General features: G+C 45.3%; 23 protein-coding genes, 1 tRNA gene and 1 pseudogene. 2 read left to right on the top strand and 23 right to left on the bottom strand.

Going from position 1 to position 24870, the window contains the following annotated elements; genetic code table 11:
• Positions 1-384: 384 nt before the first annotated feature.
• The 7 genes from gpmI to UFB30_RS14895 all read right to left on the bottom strand — a co-directional run bounded on the left by gpmI (position 385) and on the right by UFB30_RS14895 (position 6905).
• Positions 385-1917 (bottom strand): 2,3-bisphosphoglycerate-independent phosphoglycerate mutase, encoded by a 1533-nt coding sequence (gpmI, locus tag UFB30_RS14925; RefSeq protein ID WP_322422499.1) that lies wholly within the window; start codon positions 1915-1917, stop codon positions 385-387.
• On the bottom strand, positions 1910-2671 hold the full coding sequence (tpiA, locus tag UFB30_RS14920) for a triose-phosphate isomerase (RefSeq protein WP_322422498.1): 762 nt from the start codon (positions 2669-2671) through the stop codon (positions 1910-1912). The genes gpmI and tpiA overlap by 8 nt, the downstream gene beginning before the upstream one ends.
• 21 nt (positions 2672-2692) lie before the next feature.
• Positions 2693-3877: a phosphoglycerate kinase gene (locus UFB30_RS14915; RefSeq protein WP_322422497.1), complete on the bottom strand. Its 1185-nt coding sequence runs from the start codon at positions 3875-3877 to the stop codon at positions 2693-2695.
• A 140-nt stretch (positions 3878-4017) separates the two neighbouring features.
• Positions 4018-5028 (bottom strand): type I glyceraldehyde-3-phosphate dehydrogenase, encoded by a 1011-nt coding sequence (gap, locus tag UFB30_RS14910; RefSeq protein ID WP_322422496.1) that lies wholly within the window; start codon positions 5026-5028, stop codon positions 4018-4020.
• 56 nt (positions 5029-5084) lie between these two features.
• Entirely contained in the window at positions 5085-6110 is a 1026-nt protein-coding gene (locus UFB30_RS14905; protein WP_322422495.1) for a sugar-binding transcriptional regulator, read from the bottom strand.
• 179 nt (positions 6111-6289) lie between these two features.
• A complete protein-coding gene (locus tag UFB30_RS14900) occupies positions 6290-6529 on the bottom strand; it encodes a glutaredoxin family protein (protein ID WP_322422494.1) in 240 nt (79 codons plus the stop codon).
• A 304-nt stretch (positions 6530-6833) separates the two neighbouring features.
• Positions 6834-6905 (bottom strand) — tRNA-Arg (locus UFB30_RS14895).
• Between the two features lie 221 nt (positions 6906-7126).
• Between UFB30_RS14895 and clpP the strand changes: the two are divergent.
• Positions 7127-7732: pseudogene (gene clpP / locus UFB30_RS14890) on the top strand (ATP-dependent Clp endopeptidase proteolytic subunit ClpP); the annotation flags it as partial.
• A 539-nt stretch (positions 7733-8271) separates the two neighbouring features.
• On the opposite strand, the gene UFB30_RS14885 reads toward clpP, so the two are convergent.
• The 16 genes from UFB30_RS14885 to UFB30_RS14810 form a co-directional block, all read right to left on the bottom strand.
• On the bottom strand, positions 8272-8529 hold the full coding sequence (locus UFB30_RS14885) for an HPr family phosphocarrier protein (protein WP_322422493.1): 258 nt from the start codon (positions 8527-8529) through the stop codon (positions 8272-8274).
• Positions 8530-8546: 17 nt separating this feature from the next.
• Positions 8547-9494, bottom strand: a complete 948-nt coding sequence (gene whiA / locus UFB30_RS14880) for a DNA-binding protein WhiA (RefSeq protein ID WP_322422492.1) — start codon at positions 9492-9494, stop codon at positions 8547-8549.
• A gap of 29 nt (positions 9495-9523) precedes the next feature.
• Complete coding sequence (locus UFB30_RS14875; RefSeq protein ID WP_322422491.1) at positions 9524-10498, bottom strand: gluconeogenesis factor YvcK family protein; 975 nt, start codon at positions 10496-10498, stop codon at positions 9524-9526.
• Positions 10495-11379 (bottom strand): RNase adapter RapZ, encoded by an 885-nt coding sequence (gene rapZ, locus UFB30_RS14870; protein ID WP_322422490.1) that lies wholly within the window; start codon positions 11377-11379, stop codon positions 10495-10497. Before rapZ ends, UFB30_RS14875 begins: the two co-directional genes overlap by 4 nt.
• Before the next feature lie 14 nt (positions 11380-11393).
• Positions 11394-11852, bottom strand: coding sequence for an NUDIX hydrolase (locus UFB30_RS14865; protein ID WP_322422489.1), 459 nt, complete (start codon positions 11850-11852; stop codon positions 11394-11396).
• A 712-nt stretch (positions 11853-12564) separates the two neighbouring features.
• Positions 12565-13536, bottom strand: a complete 972-nt coding sequence (gene trxB, locus UFB30_RS14860; protein WP_343217570.1) for a thioredoxin-disulfide reductase — start codon at positions 13534-13536, stop codon at positions 12565-12567.
• A gap of 62 nt (positions 13537-13598) precedes the next feature.
• Positions 13599-15047 (bottom strand): tetratricopeptide repeat protein, encoded by a 1449-nt coding sequence (locus UFB30_RS14855; RefSeq protein WP_322422487.1) that lies wholly within the window; start codon positions 15045-15047, stop codon positions 13599-13601.
• A 190-nt stretch (positions 15048-15237) separates the two neighbouring features.
• Complete coding sequence (gene hisIE, locus UFB30_RS14850; RefSeq protein WP_322422486.1) at positions 15238-15870, bottom strand: bifunctional phosphoribosyl-AMP cyclohydrolase/phosphoribosyl-ATP diphosphatase HisIE; 633 nt, start codon at positions 15868-15870, stop codon at positions 15238-15240.
• Positions 15867-16625: an imidazole glycerol phosphate synthase subunit HisF gene (gene hisF, locus UFB30_RS14845; protein ID WP_322422485.1), complete on the bottom strand. Its 759-nt coding sequence runs from the start codon at positions 16623-16625 to the stop codon at positions 15867-15869. Before hisF ends, hisIE begins: the two co-directional genes overlap by 4 nt.
• A complete protein-coding gene (hisA, locus tag UFB30_RS14840; RefSeq protein ID WP_039810997.1) occupies positions 16625-17353 on the bottom strand; it encodes a 1-(5-phosphoribosyl)-5-[(5-phosphoribosylamino)methylideneamino]imidazole-4-carboxamide isomerase in 729 nt (242 codons plus the stop codon). The genes hisF and hisA overlap by 1 nt, the downstream gene beginning before the upstream one ends.
• Positions 17350-17985, bottom strand: a complete 636-nt coding sequence (hisH, locus tag UFB30_RS14835) for an imidazole glycerol phosphate synthase subunit HisH (RefSeq protein WP_322422484.1) — start codon at positions 17983-17985, stop codon at positions 17350-17352. The genes hisA and hisH overlap by 4 nt, the downstream gene beginning before the upstream one ends.
• Positions 17986-18576 carry an imidazoleglycerol-phosphate dehydratase HisB gene (gene hisB / locus UFB30_RS14830; protein WP_322422483.1) on the bottom strand — a complete coding sequence of 197 codons (591 nt, stop codon included), beginning with the start codon at positions 18574-18576 and terminating at the stop codon, positions 17986-17988.
• A gap of 479 nt (positions 18577-19055) precedes the next feature.
• Positions 19056-20327, bottom strand: coding sequence for a histidinol dehydrogenase (hisD, locus tag UFB30_RS14825; RefSeq protein ID WP_322422482.1), 1272 nt, complete (start codon positions 20325-20327; stop codon positions 19056-19058).
• A gap of 121 nt (positions 20328-20448) precedes the next feature.
• Positions 20449-21075: an ATP phosphoribosyltransferase gene (gene hisG, locus UFB30_RS14820; protein WP_322422481.1), complete on the bottom strand. Its 627-nt coding sequence runs from the start codon at positions 21073-21075 to the stop codon at positions 20449-20451.
• Complete coding sequence (locus UFB30_RS14815) at positions 21072-22250, bottom strand: ATP phosphoribosyltransferase regulatory subunit (protein WP_322422480.1); 1179 nt, start codon at positions 22248-22250, stop codon at positions 21072-21074. Before UFB30_RS14815 ends, hisG begins: the two co-directional genes overlap by 4 nt.
• Positions 22251-22979: 729 nt before the next feature.
• Positions 22980-23753 (bottom strand): SurA N-terminal domain-containing protein, encoded by a 774-nt coding sequence (locus UFB30_RS14810; RefSeq protein ID WP_322422479.1) that lies wholly within the window; start codon positions 23751-23753, stop codon positions 22980-22982.
• Positions 23754-24170: 417 nt separating this feature from the next.
• On the opposite strand from UFB30_RS14810, the gene UFB30_RS14805 reads away from it, so the two are divergent.
• The gene (locus UFB30_RS14805; protein WP_322422478.1) at positions 24171-24761 is read left to right on the top strand and encodes a biotin transporter BioY; all 591 of its coding nucleotides are present in this window, start codon (positions 24171-24173) and stop codon (positions 24759-24761) included.
• Positions 24762-24870: the final 109 nt, after the last annotated feature.

The following is a 24870-nucleotide window of genomic DNA, read 5'->3' as shown; positions in this document are numbered from 1 at the left end:
AGGGGGGACGCTTTCCGTGGCCGGGCGGTAAGCCAGCAGGCTTCGCCATGCTTTGTCTCACCTGTCCCTTCCTGCCACAGGAGTCGCCCCCCTTACGCTTCAATCAACTACGTGCAAATCATTAGATAGCAAAATTCAAACTTCAGGCCGGAAGTACACTGTGTCATGAATTCACTATCTAGAATTAAATTGTGTTCGAAACAAAACCCGGAAGAATTTTTGTTTCTTTTTATTAAGAAGCATCCAGCAGACCGGAGCGTAAGACGGGGACTCCGGGACGAGCAGCGGGATAGCTGAGACCCCGCAAGGCTTGCCTGAGGAGGCTCAGCGACCGCCGTCCGGAAAGCCTCCGCCTGAAGCGCAGGTCTGCGATTACAGGAAACCTTACTTCTTAATAAGCGACTCACCAGTCATTTCTTCAGGCTTTTCAACCTTCAGCAAATCAAGCATCGTCGGTGCAAGGTCGCCGAGAATTCCGCCCTCACGGAGCTCTACGCCTTCCTTCGTTACAATCACCGGTACAGGATTTGTTGTGTGAGCAGTCATCGGCTTGTCATCAGTCGTAATGACTTCGTCTGAGTTACCATGGTCTGCAGTAATAATGGCATGTCCACCTTTTTCGTGAATCAGATCAACGATTTTGCCAAGACATTCGTCTACAGCTTCAATCGCTTTTACAGTCGGATCAAGCATTCCGCTGTGACCAACCATATCCGGATTCGCAAAATTCAGCAGGATCGCATCAAATCGGTCTTCATTGATTGCATCAAGTAACGCGTCCGTCACTTCGTATGCGCTCATTTCAGGTTTCAGATCATACGTTGCCACTTTAGGTGAATCAATCAGGATCCGTTCTTCGCCAGGGAATTTCTCTTCACGGCCACCGCTCATAAAGAACGTGACGTGAGGATACTTTTCCGTTTCAGCAATACGCAGCTGCGTAAGGCCTTCAGCTGAAAGCACTTCTCCGATTGTGTTTTTCAGATCTGCTGCTTTAAATGCGACGTCAGCGCGCACTTTATCGCTATAGTGAGTGAAGCTGACGAATTGCAGATTTTCAGGTTTGTTATGACCCAGGTCAAAGCCTTGGAAGTCAGGGTTAGTGAGTGCTGTTGACATTTGAATTGCACGGTCAGGACGGAAGTTGAAGAAGATCACTGAATCCTGACTTTCAATTCTGCCAACAGGTGCTCCATCCTTTTCAACCACGAAAGGAATGACAAATTCATCATATACTTCTTCATCATAAGAAGCCTGGACACCTTCTTCAGCTGAACTGAATGAAGGGCCTGTACCGTCAACCATCACGCGGTACGCTTTTTCAACGCGTTCCCAGCGGTTGTCACGGTCCATTGCATAATAACGGCCGGAAATGGTTGCGAATTCCCCGACGCCGATCTCTTTCATTCTTGCTTCAGCATCCGCAATATACTGAAGACCTGACGAAGGAGCCACGTCGCGTCCATCTAAAAATCCGTGAACGTATACTTTTGTCAGACCCTTCTCTTTTGCAAGCTCAAGCAGTGCAAAGAGGTGTTCATAATGACTGTGTACGCCGCCGTCAGAAAGCAGTCCCATGATGTGAAGTGCTTTGTTGTGACGCTTTGCATTATCAACCGCACGCAGGAATTCCGGGATAGAGTGAAATTCCTTGTCACGGATTGAAATGTTAATACGCGTCAGGTTCTGATATACCGTGCGTCCTGCACCGATATTCAGGTGACCTACCTCTGAGTTACCCATCTGTCCATCCGGAAGTCCAACCGCTTCACCGCATGCAGTCAGTTGATTATGGGGAAAGGTTTCCCAGTATCGGTCAAAGTTCGGCTTGTTTGCTTTAGCGACTGCGTTTCCTTTTGTTTCGTCACGCAGCGCAAAACCGTCAAGAATAATTAAAGCAACTGGGGCTTTACGCATTTGCGCCAGCCTCCACTAGTGCAAGGAATGAATCTGCTTCAAGGCTTGCACCGCCGACAAGTGCTCCGTCAATATCGCTTTGTGCCATGTACTCTTCGATGTTAGCAGGTTTTACGCTGCCGCCATACTGAATACGTACTGCTTCTGCAGCAGCTTCTGACACAGTTGAAGCAACAACTGAACGGATGTGTGCACATACTTCATTTGCATCTTCTGCAGTTGAAGATTTACCAGTGCCGATTGCCCAGATTGGCTCGTATGCAATAACTGTCTGTTTTACCTGCTCTTCAGATAATCCTTCCAGTGCAGCCTTGACCTGACCACCGACAAAGTCTTTTGTTTCGTTGTTTTCACGCTGTTCAAGTGATTCACCCACACACACGATTGGTGTAAGGCCATGCTTGAATGCAGCATGTGTCTTCTTGTTTACTGACTCATCCGTTTCATTGAACATGTCACGGCGTTCAGAGTGTCCAAGAATCACATATTGTACACCAAGGTCCTGAAGTGCGACAGGGCTTGTTTCGCCTGTGAAAGCTCCATTTTCCTCGAAGTGCATGTTCTGTGCACCTACAGCGGCATCTGAGTTTTCAGTCAAATCCACAAGGTTTGCTAAAAATAGTGCCGGTGAACAGATTACAGCATCCACCTTCTCATTTGAAGGTACTTTTGAAGCAACTTCTTCAGTAAAAGCTTTCGCCTCAGATGCTGTTTTATTCATTTTCCAGTTTCCTGCAATAATCGGTTTACGCATTGATGATCATCCTTTCCCGGTTTACTTATCGTTTAGTGCGACAACGCCTGGAAGATCTTTACCTTCCATAAACTCAAGAGAGGCACCGCCACCTGTTGAGATATGACTCATTTTATCTGCCATGCCGAATTTCTCGACTGCTGCAGCTGAGTCTCCTCCACCGATGACAGAATATGTATCCTGTGCATCAGCAAGGGCTTGTCCTACCGCTTTTGTACCATTCGCAAATGAATCAAGTTCAAATACGCCCATTGGTCCATTCCAGATCACAAGCTTGGACTGAAGGATCACATCACGGTACAATTCACGTGTTTTCGGTCCGATATCAAGACCTTCCCAGTCAGATGGAATTTCATCAACCGGAACTTCTTTGATATTCGCATCGTTTGAAAAATCATCCGCTACGACGATATCGACCGGCATATAGAACTTCACGCCTTTGTCTTCTGCTTTTTTCATAAATTGTTTTGCAAGATCAATCTTATCTTCTTCTAAAAGAGATTTTCCGATTTCATGGCCCTGTGCTTTTACGAAAGTATAAGCCAGTCCGCCACCGATAATCAGGTTATCCACTTTATCAAGCAGATGATCGATTACACCAATTTTATCTTTTACTTTTGCTCCGCCAATAATTGCTGTAAACGGGCGCTCCGGATTAGATAATGCTTTTCCTAATACATCAAGCTCTTTTTCCATCAGCAGACCTGAAACAGCAGGGATGTGTTCTGCGATTCCTGCAGTTGAAGCATGTGCACGGTGTGCTGCACCGAATGCATCGTTTACATAGACATCAGCAAGGCTTGCAAAGTGCTTTGCAAGTTCAGCATCGTTCTTTTCCTCACCTGGGTAGAAGCGCACATTTTCAAGAACGAGAATGTCTCCTTCTTCAAGAGATGAAACGGCTTCTTCAGCTTTCGCACCGTATGCCTCATCCACTGTTTTCACATCTTTTCCAATGAGTGAAGACAGGTGTGCTGCGACAGGTGCAAGACGAAGTTCCTCAACAACCTCACCCTTTGGACGTCCAAGGTGGCTCGCTAAAATCACCTTCGCTCCGGCTTCTGTTAAATACTTGATCGTAGGCAGGGCTGCACGCACGCGTGTATCGTCTGTCACTTCTCCGTCCTTCATCGGCACGTTAAAGTCTACGCGGCAAAATACCCGTTTCCCTTTAAGATCAACATCTTTCATGCTTTTCTTGTTCATTGAATACAGGCCTCCTTCAATTTATTGGCAAGCGGATGAAAAAAGGGAGAGGGGATCATTCCCCGCTCCCCGTTTCACCCTCTTATTATAAGGGATGACCGGCCGAAAGACCAATCATACTCTATTTAAATCCGGACTTCTTACAGTCCTTTTTTCGCCATGTAAGAAGCTAAGTCTACACAACGGTTTGAGTAACCAGTTTCGTTATCGTACCAAGAAAGTACTTTTACCATGTTATCTTCAAGAACCATTGTAGAAAGACCATCTACGATTGAAGAGTTTGTGTTGCCATTGTAGTCAGTTGATACAAGTGGCTCGTCGCTGTATGCAAGGATTCCTTTAAGGTCGCCTTCAGCAGCTTCTTTAAGTGCAGCGTTGATTTCGTCAGCAGTTACGTTCTGTTCGAATTCAGCTACAAGGTCAACAAGTGATACGTTTGGCGTTGGTACACGCATAGCCATACCGTTCAACTTGCCTTCAAGTTCTGGAAGTACAAGAGATACTGCTTTTGCAGCTCCAGTTGAAGTTGGGATAATGTTTTCAGCAGCTGCACGCGCACGACGGTAGTCTTTGTGTGGCAGGTCAAGAATCTGCTGGTCATTTGTGTATGAGTGAACTGTTGTCATCATACCGCGCTTGATGCCGAACTTGTCGTTAAGAACCTTAGCAAATGGTGCAAGGCAGTTTGTTGTACATGAAGCGTTAGAGATTACGTTGTGGCTAGCCGGGTCATACTTGTCTTCGTTAACACCCATTACCACTGTAAGGTCTTCGCCGTTAGCTGGTGCAGAGATGATTACTTTCTTCGCTCCACCTTCAAGGTGCTTAGCAGCAGCTTCACCTTTAGTGAAGATACCAGTTGATTCGATTACGATCTCAACGCCAAGCTCGCCCCATGGAAGGTTTGCAGGATCACGTTCAGCAAGTACTTTTACTTTGTGTCCGTCAACAAGAAGGTTGTCGTCGCCATCAACTTCTACTTTCTGATCAAGCTTTCCGTGAACTGAGTCATACTGTAGAAGGTGTGCAAGCATATTAGCATCAGTAAGGTCGTTTACTGCTACAACCTCTACTTCCGGGTTGTTAAGTGCTGCACGGTATACGTTACGTCCGATACGTCCAAATCCGTTAATTCCAATTTTCACTGTCATGAATAATTCCTCCTTAGAATGTTTGGGGATGGTGCTTTTTTATATTTTAAAAGGTCTTACCCTTTCAAAAGCTCTTTCGCTGCTCCTTCGTCTGTAATCAGCGTCGAAGAAGTCTCTGGTGCGCCTTTAAAATAAGCGCGGATTGCCTGTGCCTTCGAATGACCTCCGGCTACGGCAAATACGTTAGGTACATTGCTCAGGTCTTTCAGCTGAAGCCCGATGGTTTTTACCTTGTGGACAATGTTACCTTCCACATCAAAATAATAACCAAATGCTTCACCTACAGCCTGTCCGGAAGATATGGTCTGAAAATGTTCTTCTGTTGTGCTGCGGCGCTTTGCCATTGTAAATGCATCACCGATTCCGTGAAGAACAATATCTGCTGAAGTAATGAGTGACATCACTTCTTTTATCGCAGGTTCTTTCATGATCGATTCATACACTTCACGGCTGACCTGATCCGGCACATATAGAACTCTGTGCCTCGCACCGGATTTAAGTGCCATTGTCGAGCAGATCGTATTCGCCTGGTTCTGAACATCCTCACCAATGCCGCCACGTGCCGGAACAAATAATGTTTCAGGAGTGGCAAAGTCAGGTGTCAGCATGCCTGCTACTGCAGACATTGTGGTACCACCGGTCACTGCAATCACTGTGTCAGTGCCGACATAAGGCTTCATACTCTGAATTGCTGCCCGTCCAAGCTCTTCCTTCACCCATGGCGAATCGTCGCTGTCACCGGGTACAATCATAACCTCTTTGACTTTCAGCATTTCCTTTAAGGAATGCTCCATTAAGGTTATACCCGATATCTCATTGATCATGCGTTCAAGCGGAATAAGGATTTCCAACCCATCCTTTGTCAGGCTCATTCCTGATGAATGAATGTGAAGCAGATCCTGAGCTTTTAACTGCTCAACCTCTTTCCTTAATACCCGCTCAGTCATACCAAGAGACTGTGCAAGACTTCTTCTGCCAACAGGCTGCAAGAACCTGACTGACCTCAAAACCTGGTACTTCAGTTGAATCTCATCTAGCAGGTCAGGTACCAGACGCTTTTGGATGTCAATTATATTTGCCATATCAAAGCTCCTTTTCAGTGAAACATCACTTCAAGGCCCGGCAAATTATCCCGACATCGAAGTGTCTCTGGTCGTTTTTTGTCCCGCGTAGACATATTATGTCCCATCAGGTGCAAAAAAAAGATCCCTGCTACGCCTCTAATCATAGCAAGGTTCTTAGAACGTTTCAAGAAATAAAGTCAAGACTTTTTTTGAAAACGTTTACTTATTGTCACAAAGTCAATATTGCCTGCATTGATGATTTCACCGTCAACTTCCACTACCGGAATCATCAGCCCATACTTTTCCGTCCATTCATCAGACGTATCAATATCACGCTCTTCTATTATAAAGCCATGGTCTTCCTGTGCGAGCTCGAGCATTAATTTACCTTCTTCACATAGACCGCAGTTTTTGCGGGTGTAAAAATGTACGATCATTTGATTCACCTCATTCATTGATGCAACTATTATAAATGAATATAAATTGATTGGAAAATGTACAGATCCTATAAATTAATTTGAAAAAATTCATTGTTGTTCTTGTACAGCTGGTGATTCTCGCTGCAGGTTGCGGTCTTGCAGAAAGGGAAGTGTGAAACCCAGGCGAAGCATGCGGACTCAAGGACAGGGCAAAAAACGGTCCGGAAAGCGTCACCCTCTCGCTGCAATCAACAGCCAATTTTAACAAATCCATTAATATAGAAAAAACCGACCACTGCATTCAGTGATCGGCTGTTATGTACGCCCTCGAAGGGAATCGAACCCCTATCTCAAGAACCGGAATCTTGCGTCATATCCATTAAACTACGAGGGCACGTTTTAACAATGCTTTTCTATTATAATAAAGGAGTTTTCGGAATGCAAGCCGAATATTAATATAAAGAAGATGGTTTAGACTTGTTAATCAGGCGTTCAGATGGGTATGATGAAAGGAAGAAAGAATAAGTCATTTCGTTTGACCTTATTTGACCTTCATTGTAAGATGACAGTACATATTGTTGCAACACCACCACTAGATCGTTAAAGGAGGATTTTTCAATGAATTTAATTCCTACAGTTATTGAACAGACTAACCGCGGTGAGCGTGCATATGACATTTATTCACGTTTACTGAAAGACCGTATTGTTATGCTTGGAAGCGCAATTGACGATAACGTTGCGAACTCAATCGTATCTCAGCTACTATTCTTAGAAGCTGACAATCCGGACAAAGACATCTACCTATACATCAACAGCCCGGGCGGAAGCATCACAGCGGGTATGGCAATCTACGATACAATGCAGTTCATTAAGCCAAAAGTGCACACGATCTGTATCGGTATGGCAGCATCAATGGGTGCATTCCTGCTTGCTGCAGGTGAAAAAGGTCACCGCTATGCACTGCCTAACGCAGAAGTAATGATCCACCAGCCACTTGGCGGCGCTCAGGGTCAGGCAACTGAAATCGATATTGCTGCAAAACGCATCCTGTTCCTTCGCGAAAAGCTGAACAAAATTCTTGCTGAGCGTACTGGTCAGGACTTCGAAACAATCGCAAAAGATACTGACCGTGATAACTTCATGACAGCTGAACGCGCACTTGAATATGGTCTTGTTGATCAGATCATGGACCGAAACAAGCTTGCTGAAGAAGGTAAATAATCAGATATGAATATGAGAAACCGGCTTCCTGTTTTGGGAGGCCGGTTTTTTTGTTTGAGATGCAATTTTTTGTTTGAAAATGCATTGTGTCACATCGGTGAGTTGCAGCAATCAGTGCTTAACTTGTAGCAATCCGCCCTCAGCTTGTAGCGATACACCCGGGAAGTTGTCTATATCTTCTCCTCGGGGGTAGCAATCATCGTTGGAATTGTCGCAATCACTTCATTTCAATTTTTCTTTCCACTTCAAAGTTGTTGCACCACACGCTCTTGATGCCTTTAAGAAATCAAAAGACTGTTTCCCAAGTGCATTCAGGGCGAAGGAAGGCTTACCAGCTCTGCTATGATCTTATAGAAATTGTAGCTTTCCATGGCTGGGTTGCAGCAATTCGTGCTCAGCTTGTACCGATACACCCGGATTGTTGTCGTAATCACCGGCGAGGATGTAGCTATTCCGCCACAACTTGTAGCATTCACCCCGTATCAGTTCCCCCGCCAAAATAAAAATCCCTCCCAGGTATCAGCCGAAAGGGACTCTGTTTAATTCTCTTCTTCTACGTATGCGGCAAGCGTTTGCATTGCTGCTTCTTCATCTGTACCATCTGTGATCAATGTAAAGCTTTCACCTGATCCAAGTGCTAGGCTCATTAAGCCCATAATGCTTTTTGCATTCACCTTTTTGTTTTCTTTTTCGATATACACGTCGGATTTAAACTTTGTAGCTTCCTGAACAAACATGGATGCAGGGCGTGCCTGCAATCCACTTTTCAACCTGACTGTCACTTCTTTTTGCTGCATCTGATCTCCTCCTGAACTTAATTTCTTACCATTTCACCTTTACGCAACTTTTCAGCGATCTGATCTATTTTTCTTAAGCGGTGATTAATCCCGGACTTGCTGACAGCTCCGCCGGAGACCATTTCTCCAAGTTCTTTTAACGTAACGTCCTGATACGCGACTCTGAGTTCAGCGATTTCCCTCAGCTTGTCCGGCAGGATACCAAGCCCTGCAGTTCTTTCGATAAAGCGGATATTCTCAACCTGTCTGAGTGCCGCTCCAATCGTTTTATTCAGGTTTGCTGTTTCACAATTCACAAGACGGTTCACTGAGTTTCTCATATCTCTTACAATGCGCACATCTTCAAATCGGAGAAGCGCCTGATGAGCTCCGATCAGGCTGAAAAATTCAGTGATTTTTTCAGCTTCTTTTAAATAAGTGATAAAGCCTTTTTTACGCTCAATCGTCTTACCATTCAGATCAAATTGATTCATCAGATTTGCAAGTGAATCGTTATGCTCTTCATAAAGTGTGAAGATTTCGAGGTGGTAGGATGAAGTTTCCGGGTTATTGACTGAGCCGCCAGCCAGGAATGCGCCTCTTAAGTATGCGCGCTGACAGCATTTCTTACCGATCATTGCCGGTGTGATTGCATGATTCAGACGGAAGCCCTCTCCAAGGATGTTGAGGTCTTCAAGAATATCACGCGCCTGTTCAGCAATCCTGACAATATACACGTTGTTTTTCTTCAGTCTCATTTTCTTACGCACAAGGAGTTCAACCTGTACCGTATAATTCTTTTTGATCAGTGTATAAATTCTGCGGGCAATTGCCGCATTTTCTGTTTGAATATTGACAATCAGAACTCTGTTAGAAAAAGACAGTGATCCGTTCATCCGAATCAGCGCAGATAATTCTGCTTTTGAACAGCAATCATTTGCCTCAATCTGGGTGAGTTCTTTTTTCGTTTCTGACGCAAACGACATGTGTCTTTTCCGCCTCCCTCTTTCACTAACTACGCTAGCTGATCCTTAGCCTCAGCCATTAAGCGGACGATAATTTTTGCGACACGATCTGTATCATGACGAATCAGTCCTTCGCGATTAATGATTATTTTATCATAAACCACCTGAAGTCCGAGTCCTTTTAATCGATCTACATCAAATTTTACGGGTTCCGCCATTTCTTTATCATAAAGTGTGCGGATCTCCGCAGGAACGTCTTCATTATTGACGAGCACATAGTCCATAAATTTGGCACCCATATGCTGGTAGATCGCTTCTACATGCTGAGAAGCTGTATAATTCATTGTCTCACCGGCCTGCGTCATCAGGTTACAGATATACACCTTTGGCGCGCTGCTCTTTAATACTGCCTTCCCTATTTCTTTTACAAGCAGGTTCGGCAGGATACTTGTATATAGTGAGCCCGGCCCAATAATAATCATATCGGCTTCTTCAATGGCTTCTATCGCCTGAGGTAGTGCTTTAACGTGTTTTGGTGTTAAAAATACGCGGTTAATCTTCTTCCCGCTAAATGGAATTTTAGATTCACCTTTTATAATCGTACCGTCTTCCATCTCTGCAGAAAGCACAATACTCTGGTTGGCAGAAGGCAGCACGCGGCCTCTGACATTCAGTACTTTACTCATTTCCTCTACACCGTGTGCGAAATCCCCGGTAATGGACGTCATTGCTGCTATGATTAAGTTCCCCAGCGAATGACCGCTTAATTCGTTTTTACTCGCAAATCTGTATTGGAACATCTCTTCTACAAGCGGCTCTACATCAGATAATGCGGCAATAACATTTCTGATATCCCCAGGAGGCGGGATCTTCAGGTCATCCCTGATTCTGCCCGAGCTTCCCCCGTCATCCGCTACCGTTACAATCGCTGTCAGATCAAGCGGGTGCTGCTTCAGCCCGCGGAGCAGAACAGACAGGCCTGTCCCGCCCCCGATCACAACAACCTTACCTTTTTGCTGCGTCATTTTTTTGGTGCACCCTGCTTTTTATGAATATCACGGTGCGTAATCTGAGTGTGATAGTCCTTGGCAAATGCACGGGCCATCTCTTCAGTCAATGCGACTGAGCGGTGCTGTCCGCCTGTACAACCGATTGCAATGACAAGCTGACTTTTGCCTTCACGCTTATAATGAGGAAGCATAAATTGCAGCAGATCTATCGTCTTCTCAAGAAACTTCTTCGTTTCATTCCACTTCATTACATACTCAGATACTTCTTCATCCAGGCCTGTCTGGGGTCTCATATGATCAATATAGTGCGGATTTGGCAAGAATCTTACGTCAAATACAAGGTCTGCATCAATCGGAAGTCCATGCTTAAATCCAAACGACATCACATTGACGGTAAATAAAGACTGCTTGTTCACTGAAAACTCATTAAGAATTTTCTCACGCAGTTCTCTCGGTTTTAAACTCGATGTATTATAAATGGTCTGTGCGCGTCCTTTTAAATCAGCAAGCAGGATTCTTTCCTGCTTAATGCCTTCCATCGGCAGTCCGGCAGGTGCAAGCGGATGAGAACGTCTCGTTTCTTTATAGCGTCTCACCAGCGCCTGATCGTCTGCTTCTAAAAACAGAATGCGCGGCTTTAGTCTTTCTTCATTATCAAACTGATCCAGTGCCTGAAAAAGAGAGTCAAAAAATTCTCTTCCTCTCAAATCCATTACAACTGCTACACGGTTCATCTTGTCTCCTGACTCTTTCATCAGCTCAAGAAACTTTGGCAGCAGTGTTGGAGGCAGATTATCTACACAGAAAAAACCCAGGTCTTCAAAGCTTTGAATGGCTACTGTTTTTCCTGCTCCCGACATACCGGTAATAATCACTAATTCCATATCTGTTGACATCGCGACACTCCCCCTTAGCTAGGATCCAGACGATAAGATAATAGCTCAAAATCTTTTGTATACGTGAACGTACCATAGATCACGCCCTGGCCATGAACCACATATTCAAGAATGTGACGGTCCCCTTCAGCCATATCAAGTGACTGAATGGCTTCAACCGGCTGCCACTGAAGAATGCCTTCAGGCGATTCATCCAGCATCAGTCCATCACCTTCTGTCGCCAGAAACGTAAACATCATCCACTCGGAAATCACTTCATTTCCTTCTTTTATAATAAAGGTAAAAATCCCTTTAATTTCAGGGTTTTTTACATAAATCCCTGTTTCTTCACGATACTCTCTGATACAGGCGTCCCTGACTGATTCACCCGGCTCCATCTTACCGCCCGGTGCAACCCACCAGTCTCTTCTAGGCTTTTGAAGAAGCAGTGCCTGATTATCTTTTATATATACACAATTCGTTATTCTCTGCATCCTATCACCTGCTCATTTTTAGCTCATTCATTTTATTATACATGGTTTCACATACTCTCACAATGAAGCCGTACTGTCTCCTTCTCTATATGTATGTGAATCTCCTTTTTGTTATGAAAACAAAAAAAGGGCACGGACCTGTTCGGTGTCCGTGCCAAAAATATATACTTAAAGGGGGTCAATTACTTATGGTCTTACTATACCCATTAATTGTTGCATGGCGGTTACAGTTTGGTAACGATTAGATAAAGATTTAGTTATTGATGATTAAACCGGAAACGTTGATCTACGCTCCAGGCGGACGCTTTCCGCGGGGACGGCGGTGAGCCTCCTCATCGCTGCGCGTCTGCGGGGTCTCACCTCTCCGTCACATCCCGCTGGAGTCGCCACCTTACGCTCCGATCAACTTAGTGCAATTATATAGATGGTTTACTTAATAATAAACGTATATTTTTTGAATAACCACCAAAGTTGGGGTGGGTCTAATTACACAATTTCAGGGACCAGTCTCAAAATGTCCGGAATCACCATACTAATCTTCTGAACACCACATGTAATTTCATGAACACACCACATTATCTCCGGAACCCACAAAACACATTTACTCAAAACAAAAACCCCTCCACTTAAGGAGAGGTTCAAGTTAAACCGTTAATATACCATCCTTGCAGAGAACGGCAATCACCAGCGGTTGTCATAAAGCATTATTTAATTAAGACTGTACCTTCAAAGACTCAGCAAGTTCTTCCACATAATGCTGGATCGCCTGAGATGCGACACTGCCGTCGCCTGTTGCTGTGACAATTTGACGTAGTGTCTTGTCACGTACGTCACCAGCTGCGAAGATGCCAGGTACGTTTGTCTGCATTTTTTCATCCGTTTCAATATATCCTTCATCATTCAGGATACCAAGACCTTCAAACGGCTTTGTCAGTGGCACCATACCGATATAGATGAATGCACCGTCTGCAGCGAAATCTGTTTCAGAACCGTCTTCAGTTGAAACAAGCGTCACTGATCCGACTTTACCGTCTTTTTCATTTATTTCCTTCACTGTTGAATTCCAGATAAAATCAATTTTTTCATTATCAAATGCACGCTGTTGAAGGATCTTCTGCGCGCGCAGTTCGTCTCTGCGGTGAACGATTGTGACTTTGTTCGCAAAGCGTGTCAGGTAAACACCCTCTTCAACAGCAGAGTCTCCGCCGCCTACAACGACAAGGTCTTTTCCTTTGAAGAATGCTCCGTCACATACTGCACAGTAAGACACGCCGCGTCCGCCAAGTTCTTTTTCACCCGGCACGCCAAGCTTTTTGTATTCTGCACCAGTTGTGATGAGTACTGCACGTGCTTTATATTCTTTTGATCCGGCTTTGATTGTTTTGTAATCCGTGCCGTCCTCGATGCTTTTTACATCACCATATGCGTATTCAGCACCGAATTTCTTCGCGTGCTCAAACATTTTATTTGAAAGGTCAGGTCCAAGAATATGGTCAAATCCAGGGTAGTTTTCAACATCCTCTGTATTTGCCATCTGGCCACCAGGTACACCGCGCTCAAGCATCAGTGTTGATAGGTTCGCTCTTGAAGTATATACAGCAGCTGTCATCCCTGCAGGACCTGCACCAATAATAATCACGTCATAAATTTTTTCTTCAGTCATGAAATGACACTCCTTTTTGATGAGTTCATAATTTATCTACAATCCATCGTAATCTAAGGGAATAGAATCGTCCAATCATCTGCTTATGGCAAGTATAATTCAATCTCCCGCTTATATCTCGCAAGCGTTCCGGCTGAAATTCCGTGTTTAACTGCGATCTCTTTTTGCGTCAGTTTTGAGCCTCTGACTTTCCGCCATAAATATTCAACCGCTGCAGCAAGGGCCTCTACATTTTGAAATGTATACCCATGAACAGACCCGTGATAAACGATGTGAAACCACATATAAAATAATCCCTGATGAGATTTTTCGTGCAGGTCAAAGTGTTTTAAAAGCTCACATGCAACGAGGTGTGCTCTGCTGATCGGTGTATCCTGCGGTTCATCAGATTGCAGCATCTGATAGTATGCTTTTTCAACCTCTGTAAAATATTCAGGTGCTTCCTCTGTCAAAAAGCTGGCTGATTCCTGAATATCCTTAAATAAAATAAACATCCGCTCTTCCGGATAAAATGTTTTCAGCTTTTCGTCATTTCGTGTGGTTGCACGGTTCCACGGCTCCTGACCTGCTTTATCAGGCTGCTCTTCAATCACGCGCTTCCACGCATCCTCGGCCGCTTTCTTATGACCTGAATGCCAGGCGGAATGTGAAAGCCAATAGTGAAAACCGCTGTCACCCTCGAATCCTCTTTTCGCAAGACTCTTCAGCCAGCCGTATGCCTGTTCATGCTTTCCGAGTAAAGCAAAGGTTGCCCCCAGCTTAAAACGGTGTTCAATCAGAAATGGCCGGACGGTTTCCAGTGCTTTAACCAATGCTTCCAGTTCTTTTGTGCGGCCCTGATAATGATAAAATACCGCTAAATTACATAAGGCATGCAGATTACCGGGATTTTTATTCAGCACTTCAGTTAAAATAGCTGACGCCTGTTCAGTATCTCCCTGGTAAAAGTAAGCGAGTGCAAGGTTATTATAAGCGGACCAGTAATCCGGATAACGTTCAACCACTTCTTCAAGCACCTTAATGGCTTCTTCAAACTTCCCATCAGCAAGCAGCTTTCCTGCTTTCTCCTGATGAATAATCAGGTCATCCTGTTCAAACCCTTCTTCAAAACCGTCTTCATCCTCAAACTCAAGCAGTTCAAGCAGATCCTCAGCATCCTCTGAGAACTCCCCATCAGGCTGGCTCTGCAAATAGGTGTTCACATGGCGGTACGCTTCCTGAAATAAACCCAGATGCGCATAATTGTTCGCCATAAAATAATGAATTTCAGTCATAGATGGATCGGTTAACTCACTTATATGCTTCAGGCGCTCATTTGACTCCTGGAAATGTCCAAGCTCCGTTTCAATCATCGCAATCTGAAGTGCAATCATCGGCTCTTCCGGCTCAAGCTCGGCCGCTTTCCCTAAATATTTCACAGCCTTCTCAAGCTGACCTTTTTGATAAATGGCCATCCCTCTTTTATACAGGCTCTCACCTGTCTGGGTAAATGGCACAAGCTTTCCTTTTTGATGATCCGATCCTTTTTTCATGAATAGCCTCCGTACATTGTATTAACTAATCAATTTTAGCACGGATTTGAAAGTGTGGAAAGGGATGAATGCCATGGTAAGCCGGTAGAGGCGGGTCTGTCCCAAGTCTACGCAGACGCTGTAGACCCGGGACAGACCCGCCTCTGCACACAAAAAAACACCCGCTCCAAAAAGGAACAGGTGCCGCAATTTATTTTGGTCTATTATGACGCTCTTCAAGAACGCCCATGACATCAGCAAGTGGAAGCTTCTGTTCACGAAGCAGCACAAGTGTGTGATAGAGCAGATCCGCTGTTTCCCACTTCAGCTCTTCTTTATCGCGATTTTTCGCCGCAATAATGACTTCTGCTGATTCTTCACCGACTTTTTTCAGAATCTTATCAACGCCTTCTTCAAACAGATATGTTGTATAAGCGCCTTCCGGACGTTCCTCATCACGTTCTGCAATCAGGCTTTCAAGCACTGAGAGAATCTGAGTACCGACTGCTTTATCATCTGATTCATATACTTTTTCATTAAAGCATGAACGCTCGCCTGTGTGACATGCAGGACCTGCAGGCTTTACACGCACAACAAGTGAATCGCCATCACAGTCGAGTGTCATATCCACAATCTTCTGTGTGTTGCCGCTTGTTGCCCCTTTATGCCAGAGTTCCTGGCGTGAGCGGCTGTAGAACCACGTTTCACCGGTTCCAGCTGATTTTTTAAAAGATTCTTCATTCATATACGCGACTGTCAGGACTTCACCGGTTGATGCATCCTGTACTACTGCCGGGATTAATCCTTTTTCATCGAAGCGAATGTTCGCTGTATCAATGTTCATCTTACATTCACTCCTTCTTTTCTTAAATGTGCTTTTACTTCTTTTACGCTTGTTTCTTCATAGTGGAAAATGGACGCTGCGAGTGCTGCATCTGCTTTGCCTTCTGTAAATATTTCAGTAAAGTGCTCACTTCCGCCGGCACCGCCTGAAGCGATAACAGGAATATTCACTGCTTCACTGACTGCTTTCGTCAATGCTACATTGAACCCTGACTTTTCACCATCACGGTCCATTGATGTCAGAAGTATTTCCCCTGCACCAAGTGCTTCAGCTTCTTTGACCCAGTCCAGCACGAGTCTGTCAGTCGGCTTTCTGCCACCGAGCGTATAGACGCGCCACGTGCCTGCTTCCTCATCCCATTTCGCATCAATCGCGACCACGATACACTGGGTACCAAAGTATTCAGCACCTTCACGGATCAGCTCAGGTCGCAGGACCGCTGCTGTATTTAACGACACTTTATCAGCGCCTGCACGCAGAATCCGCTTCATATCTTCAAGCGCATTAATGCCGCCGCCTACTGTAAATGGAATGGCAAGCTCTGCTGCGACGCCCTGCACAACATCCACCATCGTTTTGCGTCCTTCATGTGATGCTGAAATATCCAGAAATACAAGCTCATCTGCACCCTGCTGGTCATAAGCACGGGCAAGCTCAACAGGATCACCGGCATCGCGGAGCTCAACGAACTGAATGCCTTTTACAACGCGCCCTTCTTTTACATCAAGACATGGAATGATTCGTTTTGTCAGCATCACGACGTCTCCTCAATGGCCTGTTTGACGGTGAATTTATTCGTGTAGATTGCTTTACCGACAATCGCACCTGCTACGCCGATTCCTGAAACAGCCTGCAATGTACGCAGATCCTCAAGAGAGCTGACGCCGCCTGATGCAATCACCTCAGCACCTGTGCATTCAGCAAGCTCAACAACTGCATCTACATTCGGACCGCTCAGCATGCCGTCTGTTGCAATATCTGTAAAAATAAACGTTTCAGCGCCTGCTTCTGCAAGCTCTTTTCCAAGGTCAACCGCTTTTAGCTCAGACGTTTCAATCCAGCCGTGTGTTGCCACATAACCGTTTTTAGCATCAAGTCCGATTGCAATGCGGCTGCCATATTTCTTCAACCATTCTTTTACTAAAGCAGGGTTTGTTACTGCAAGACTTCCGATAATCACGCGGTCAACGCCCTGATCTAAATAGTGTACCACGTCTTCTTCCGTACGGATGCCGCCGCCAACCTGAACGCGTGCAGGCAATTCCTTAACAACACGCTCAACAAATACATCATTGACGCGCTTGCCGTCCTTCGCGCCGTCAAGGTCCACCATGTGAATCCATTCAGCACCTTCATCAACAAACTGCTTAGCCATATCAAAAGGAGAATCCCCGTAAATCGTCTCCTGTGCATAATCACCCTGTGTGAGACGTACACATTTGCCGCCTCTCATATCAATTGCCGGATAGACTGTGAAACTCATACTTCCACCTCCGTATTTTGTACGTACTGCGTATAATTTTTCAAAAGCGCCATGCCTAAGTCACCGCTTTTTTCAGGGTGAAACTGCATGCCAAACACGTTGTTTCTCCCGACAACCGCCGGTACTTCTTCATAATAATCAGATGAAGCGATCAGTGCATCGCGATCTTCACCTGCAATATAATAAGAGTGAACAAAATACACATGATCCGCTTCAACATCTGCCGTCAGCGGTGAATCCTGGTGAAACTTCAGCTTATTCCAGCCCATATGCGGTACTTTGTAACGCTCACCATTTGATTCCCCTGGAAACTTAACCGCTTTTCCTTTTAAAAGACCGAGTCCTTTAAAAACACCGTTCTCTTCGCTTTCATCAAATAAAAGCTGCATGCCAAGGCAAATCCCCAGTATCGGCTTTCCTGCATCTGCCTGTTCTTTTATAAAATCTGAAAGCTTCGTCTCATCAAGCAGCTTCATCGCATCACGAAATGCGCCAACGCCGGGTAAAATCAGCCCGTCAGTCTTTTCAAGCTGCTCCTTTTTATCACTGATGATATAAGGAACGCCAATCCGCTCCAGTGCTTTACTGACGCTGAAAAGATTCCCCATACCATAATCAACAATTCCGATCATTTACAACATCCCTTTCGTTGATGGCACACCTTTAACACGTGGATCAATCTGAGTCGCTTCATCAAGTGCGCGGCCAAGCGCCTTAAATACTGCCTCGATCATATGATGTGTATTAAAACCGTAATGCACATTCACATGGAGATTCATCCGCGCTTCAATTGCAAGCTTCCATAAAAACTCATGGACAAGCTCTACATCAAAATCCCCTACCCGCTCTTTCGGGAAATCAGCATTCATTACTAAATGCGGGCGGTTACTCAGATCAACTGTGACCTGAGCAAGTGCTTCATCCATCGGGACAAAGGCGTTGCCATAACGCTTAATGCCTTTTTTATCACCAAGTGCTTCAAGTAGTGCCTGACCGAGTACGATTCCGATATCTTCTGTCGTATGATGCCCGTCAATATCCACATCACCGCGGCCTTCAACGGTTAAATCGAAGTGGCCGTGCTTAGTGAAAAGGTCGAGCATGTGGGTCATGAATGGTACGTCTGTCTGAATATCGCTTATGCCTTCACCGTCAATATTCAGCGCAAGTGAGATATTGGTTTCATTTGTTTTTCGTTTTAATGAAGCTTTACGTTCAGTCATTTGGGACACTCCTTTTAATATGTATGGCCACTATTTTTATGGGTTTATTAAGCTGGCTGAGGATTGGAGCTCCAGGGGGACGCTTTCCGGACGGTTGTTGCTGAGCCTCCTCGGCTGCGCCTGTGGGGTCTCAGCTTCCAACTAATCGTCCCGGAGTCGCCCCCTTCCGTTCCAACCCTCAGCTGTGCATGGATATTGATTGTTATTAATAAAAAGCAAAGTTTCAACAGGTACTTTGATTAGTCCAGATGGTTATAATCATATACTTTTGAGTAGATTTATTATACTGATAGCATTATTTCATGTGGTGATAAAAATGAAATTAAATAACCCACTTAGCTGGCCCTTGGAGTGGAGGACGAAGACTCCTGCACCGGGAAAGGGCAGGCGAGACCCCGGAAATGCATAGCATTGAGGAGGCTCGCCGCCCGAGTGCGGAAAGCGAAGTCCTCCACGGAAAGGGTCAGCGTTTTGGATTACTATTTGTTTTTATCTCTCGCCTCAATCGCCCTCGCATGCGCTTCAAGACCCTCAAGCCTTGCAAACTTCGCAACCTTGCTGCCGTTTTCATCAAAGGCAGCTTTACTGTATGAGATAATGCTGGATTTTTTCACGAAGTCGTCTACGGACAGCGGGCTTGAAAATCGTGCGGTTCCGCTTGTCGGCAGTGTGTGGTTTGGTCCTGCAAAGTAGTCACCGATCGGCTCTGAGCTGTATCTGCCAACGAAAATTGCGCCGGCGTGGCGGATTTTTCCGACCAATTCCATTGCATTTTCCATCTGCACTTCAAGGTGCTCAGGGGCAATCTGATTTACTGCTTCTACTGCCTGCTCAAGGGTGTCTGCCACATAAATCGCGCTATGCTCTTCAATGGCTACACGTGCCATTTCGTGTCTTGGCAGTTCATTCAGCTGTGCTTCCACCTCTTTTTGTACCGCTTCAGCAAGTTCCCTGGATGTCGTCACCAGATTTGCCTGAGAGAGTTCGCCATGTTCAGCCTGTGATAACAGATCTGCTGCGACTTCATTTGCAAAAGCTGTATCATCTGCAAGCACGGTTACATCACTCGGTCCTGCAATCATATCGATATCAACAATTCCAAACACTTCACGTTTAGCAAGCGCGACGAAGATATTCCCTGGCCCGGTAATTTTATCAACCGGTTCAATCGATTCTGTTCCGTAAGCAAGCGCTGCAACTGCCTGGGCACCGCCAATTTTATAAATGTCGCGCACACCCGCAAGGCGCGCTGCAGCTAAAACGCCTGCCGGTACCTTTCCGTCTTTGCCGGGTGGTGTCACCATCACGATGCGTTTTACACCTGCAACCTGGGCAGGGATCGCATTCATCAGGACAGAGGAAGGATAAGCGGCAGTTCCGCCTGGCACGTAGATGCCCGCTGCATCAAGCGCAGTGACTTTTTGTCCGAGGATTGTGCCGTTTTCTTCAGTTGTCATCCAGGATTGCTGAACCTGTTTTTCATGAAAGGCACGAATGTTATTAGCCGCCTCCTGTAAAATCAACAGCAGTTCCTCATCCAGCTCCAGAAGTGCTTCATCCACTTCACCGTCTGTTACTTTTAACGACTCAAGCTTCACACCGTCAAACTGCTCCGTGTAAAAGCGGACCGCTTCGTCACCTTCATCTTTCACTTCTGCAATAATGTCCTGCACACTTTTCCGCTGTGCCTCAGTACCCTGATCAAGCGACTGACGCGGAATGCTGCTCTCATTCAGATAACGGATGTTCATATTAAGCCTTTCCTTTCTCATAACAAGATGGGGTAAATCGGTATAATCCGCAGCGCTGATCGTAGTGGAAAGCGTCCGCCTGAAACGAAGACCAAGCGCCAACCTAATAAACCCGAATTAATTAGCCGTTCACCACTTTTTCAAGTCTGCTCGTCATCTCGCTGATCCGGTCATGCATCAGACGATAGCTTACAGGATTAGCGATCAGACGTGACGTGATATCCACAATATGCTCATATTCCACTAAGCCATTTTCTTTTAACGTACGCCCGGTCGATACAATATCAACGATCCGGTCCGTCAGCCCGATAATCGGTGCAATCTCAATTGAACCGTTCAGCTTAATAATCTCAACCTGCTCGCCCTGCTCTCTGAAGTAAGACGATGCAACGTTTGGATATTTCGTCGCGATCCTTGGTGCGACTTCATTCATTTCTGTATCAGGAAGCCCCGCTACCGCTAAATAACAGTGGCTGATTTTCAAATCCAGCAGTTCATATACATGACGCTCTTCTTCAAGCATCACATCTTTTCCCGCAATGCCAATGTCCGCTACGCCATGTTCCACATAAGTCGGTACATCCATCGGTTTCGCTAAAATAAAGCGCAGATTTTCCTCCGGCACTTCAATAATCAGTTTTCTTGAATCATCAAACTCAGGTGGCAGATTGTAGCCTGCTTCCTTCAACATGACAACCGCTTCTTCAAATATACGCCCTTTTGGCATGGCAATCGTTAATTCCTTCATGCCTGATCCCCTGCCTTTCCAATAAACGTATGCACATCTTTAAATCCGGCAGTAAAACTGTCCAGGTCAGACACACCTTTTACATCCTGAACAATCACAGGCTGCTGGTTCTGTCTGTATTCAGCCGCCTTTTCAGCTGCTTCTTTCCTGCGTTCAGCTGAGAATAAAATCAATGCCGGCTGAACCTGCTTCACGCTTTTATTCAACGCTTCCATTAAATAATCCATTCTGATCCCAAACCCGGTTGCACCGACCTCAGCACCGAATTTCTTCAGCAGATTATCATAACGTCCGCCGTTTCCAAGCGCAAAGCCTACGTTATCTGCGTACACTTCAAACAGTACGCCTGTATAGTAAGACATGTGGCTCACAAGCGACACATCCATTTTCACATAGTCCTCGACTCCATAATCCTTTAAGACTGAAAGCAGTTCCTCAAGCTCACGCAATGCCCCGCGTCCGCCTTCTCCCTCTAAAAGGGCCTCAGCTTTCGCAATCGATCCGCCATTCCCCTGGATGTGCAGGATATCAATCAGCCTCTTCTTATCAATAGAGGAAAGCGGTAATGAATCCACATGCTTTCGATAACCTACATAATTCTTTTCATATAAATGCTTTCTCAGCTTCTCAGCGCGCTCTTCTGTGCCGACAATCTGAAGGAACAACTCCTGCAGGAAACCGACATGTCCAACTGCAATCGTAAAATCCTCCAACCCTGATGCCTTCAGAACTGAAGCTAAAAGCGCAATCGTTTCTGCATCCGCACTGACAGTCGAATCACCAATCAGCTCAACGCCGATCTGTTCAAACTCAGCCGGTCTCCCGCCTTCACGCTGCTGCGCGCGGAATAAATTTGCCGCATAAGCCAGCCTGAGCGGATTACGGTCTTTTAACAGTTTTGAAGCAGCTACACGTGCAATTGGCGCCGTCATATCAGGTCTGAGCACAAGCGTACGCCCCTGCTGATCAAGAAGCTTGAACAGCTGCTGATCTAAAATTGCTGACGCTTCGCCGACAGTTTCATCGTACTCAAGGGCCGGTGTTTCCATAAATTCATAGCCCCAGTTAATCATTTCATTCTCAACATTCATACGGATTTCTTTTTTCAAACTATATAAATGAGGAAACGTATCTCTCATTCCGATTGGTTTCTCAAACATAAACAGCTTTGACACCGTCTCCACAACCTTTCATGGTTTGTACATTAGAACCTTTGGCCTGCGCTCCAGGCGGACGCTTTCCACGCGGCCGGCGGTGAGCCTCCTCATCCCTTCACGTCTGCAGGGTCTCACCTGTCCGGCTTCTCGTGTTGGAGTCGCCGCCTTCCGCTCCGTCCAACTCTTATAGTTTAACGAACTAAAAGCGATAAAATCGTATCTATTCATTATACCTTACTGCCCACTAAAAACTCGAATAATTGACTGAATCCTTTAGTTCGCTAATACGATAATAAAATAAAGATATTGTGTAGTTTACTAGGGATGGGGTGGTTAGTCAAGGGTGTTGTTTGGGTGAAGTTGTTGGTGTTTTTGCTGAACTTGTAGCGATTTGCTCTCAGTATGTAGCGATACACCCGGGATGATGTCGCTATTCCCCGCCATGTGGTAGCAATCAACCTTACATATTGTCACTTTCTCTCAAATTAATGTCACGCAACCCCCTCTTGATGCTCTTTAAGAAACTAAAAGCCCGTTTCCCAAGTGCACTCAGTGCCGGGGAGGGTGGTTCTGGTGAAGTTGTCGCTATTTTTGCCGGATTTGTAGTGGTTTGCTCTCGGTATGTAGCGATACACCCGGGATCATGTCGCTATTCCCCGCCAGGTTGTAGCAATCACCTCATTTTGTTGTTGTATTCCAGTGATAAATAAAAAAAGACACCTCCCAAAGGAGATGCCTTCCAACCATTTAGATTAGTGTTTCAATTTCAGCGTCAGCTTTCAGTTCTTCAAGGTGAGCCATCAGCTTTTCCTGCTGTTCCTGACCTGTCATACCCTGAACAATCTGATCTCTTACATCTTCAAGTGGTGGAACTTCCTGTCCCTGTTCTTCCATTTGAGCTGCAGATTCATCATAGTATTCCTGAATTTCTTCGTCAGAAGGCTCTTCAACTGGAGCTTCCTGCTCTACATACTTATCAAACTTAATTGACTCAGCGATTTGCTCCCGAAGAGTTTCCTGATCCATACCCTGCGCTTCCATGATTTCATTCAGGGCTTCTTCACCGCCGAATGACTCCTGGAAAGTTGCATATTCTTCATCAATTTCCTCTTCAGTTGCTTCAAGTCCAGCCTCATTAGCTTTTTGAACAATTAAAGTTTGGTTAATTAATAAATCAAGTGTTTGTGTTTTAACTTGCTCTGCTGCTTCTTCAGTTGTAGGATCCTGTCCTGACTGCTGAAAGCTGCTTTGCGTAGAAGCAAGCGCTGAGTTATAGTCTTCACCAGTAATTTCTTCACCGTTAATCGTTGCTACGACTTCATCTTCAGCAACCTGCTGCTCTTCCATTTTAGCCTGCATTTCTTCTTGTGCAGCCTGCTGCTCTTCTGCTGCCTGTTGCTCTTCAGCAGTTGGTTCTTGATTTTCTGCTTCTGTATTAGCTGATTCATCATCACTGCATGCCGCGAGTCCAAGCGCTAATGCACCTGCAGCGAATGGTAGGAATATTTTCTTAAAGTTCATAAAGTAAAACCCCTTTCGAATTTCCAAAAACGCTATTTCTTAGCCTAGACTGCATTGTAACGAATATCTGGAAAAAAGCAAACCCATAACACTTAATTTCACTAAATTGAAACATGATTGTAATGCTGAAAAACTAAAAATAAAAATACTTCCTCTAAGTTTAGTTAACCTATATTAACATTAAGTTGACTTAAATACTTCTTCAAATTATAATCATTTTGTACATATCAATATATATTTCAGCTGGCACTTGGAGTGGCGGGCGGAGGAGACTCCCGCCCCAGGAAGGGACAGGTAAGACCATTCATGCGAAGCATGAGGGGGCTCACCGCCCGGGGGCAGGAAAGCGCAGCCCGCCACGGAAAGTGCCAGCGGTCCTGAAGACTACACAGCATGTATCAGAAACGAGGGGTTCAAATGGTAAAATCACAGGTTCACGGAATGGTGCTAGCGTCATTATTTGCAGCACTCATGGCAATCGGCGCAAACATTACTTCAATTGTGCCGATCCTGGTAGTTGGAAATGTCCCAATCACACTTCAAACCGTCGTCTGCGTGATAGCAGGTTTACTGCTCGGTAAAAAATGGGGGGCAATTGCAATGACCGTTTATATGCTGATCGGTCTTGCGGGTATGCCAGTATTTGCCGGATGGGGTGGCGGTCTTGGCACGCTGATCAGTCCGACATTCGGATTTATTCTTTCATACATCGTTGTATCCTGGTTTGTAGGCTTACTGACGGAAAAAAATAAATCTTTTGTGATGCTGGTTGCAGCCGCACTGCTTGGTACAGCACTTAACTACTTCCTTGGTACGAATTGGATGTATATGGCGTACAAGCTATGGTTTAACGCACCTGAAGGTTTTACTTATACAATGGCATGGATCTGGATGCTGCCACCAGCTCCAAAAGATATCATTCTTTCTTTTGTGGCAGCAGCCGTCGGGGCTAAGATGCTGAAGGTTTTCCCTCAGGCACAAGCTTCAAAAACAAGTATTCCTGCATAATAAAAAGAGCAGAGGATTTAGTGAACTGCACCCCAATTGTTAGACACACATAACAATTGGAGGTGTAGTTTTTTATGGCAAAGTATCTTTTAGAAACGAAAATTGCGGC

Source organism: Jeotgalibacillus haloalkalitolerans, from assembly GCF_034427455.1.
Lineage (GTDB): Bacteria > Bacillota > Bacilli > Bacillales > Jeotgalibacillaceae > Jeotgalibacillus > Jeotgalibacillus haloalkalitolerans.
Note: the sequence above shows the minus strand (reverse complement) of the source record. Positions and strands in the feature narration are given on the sequence as shown.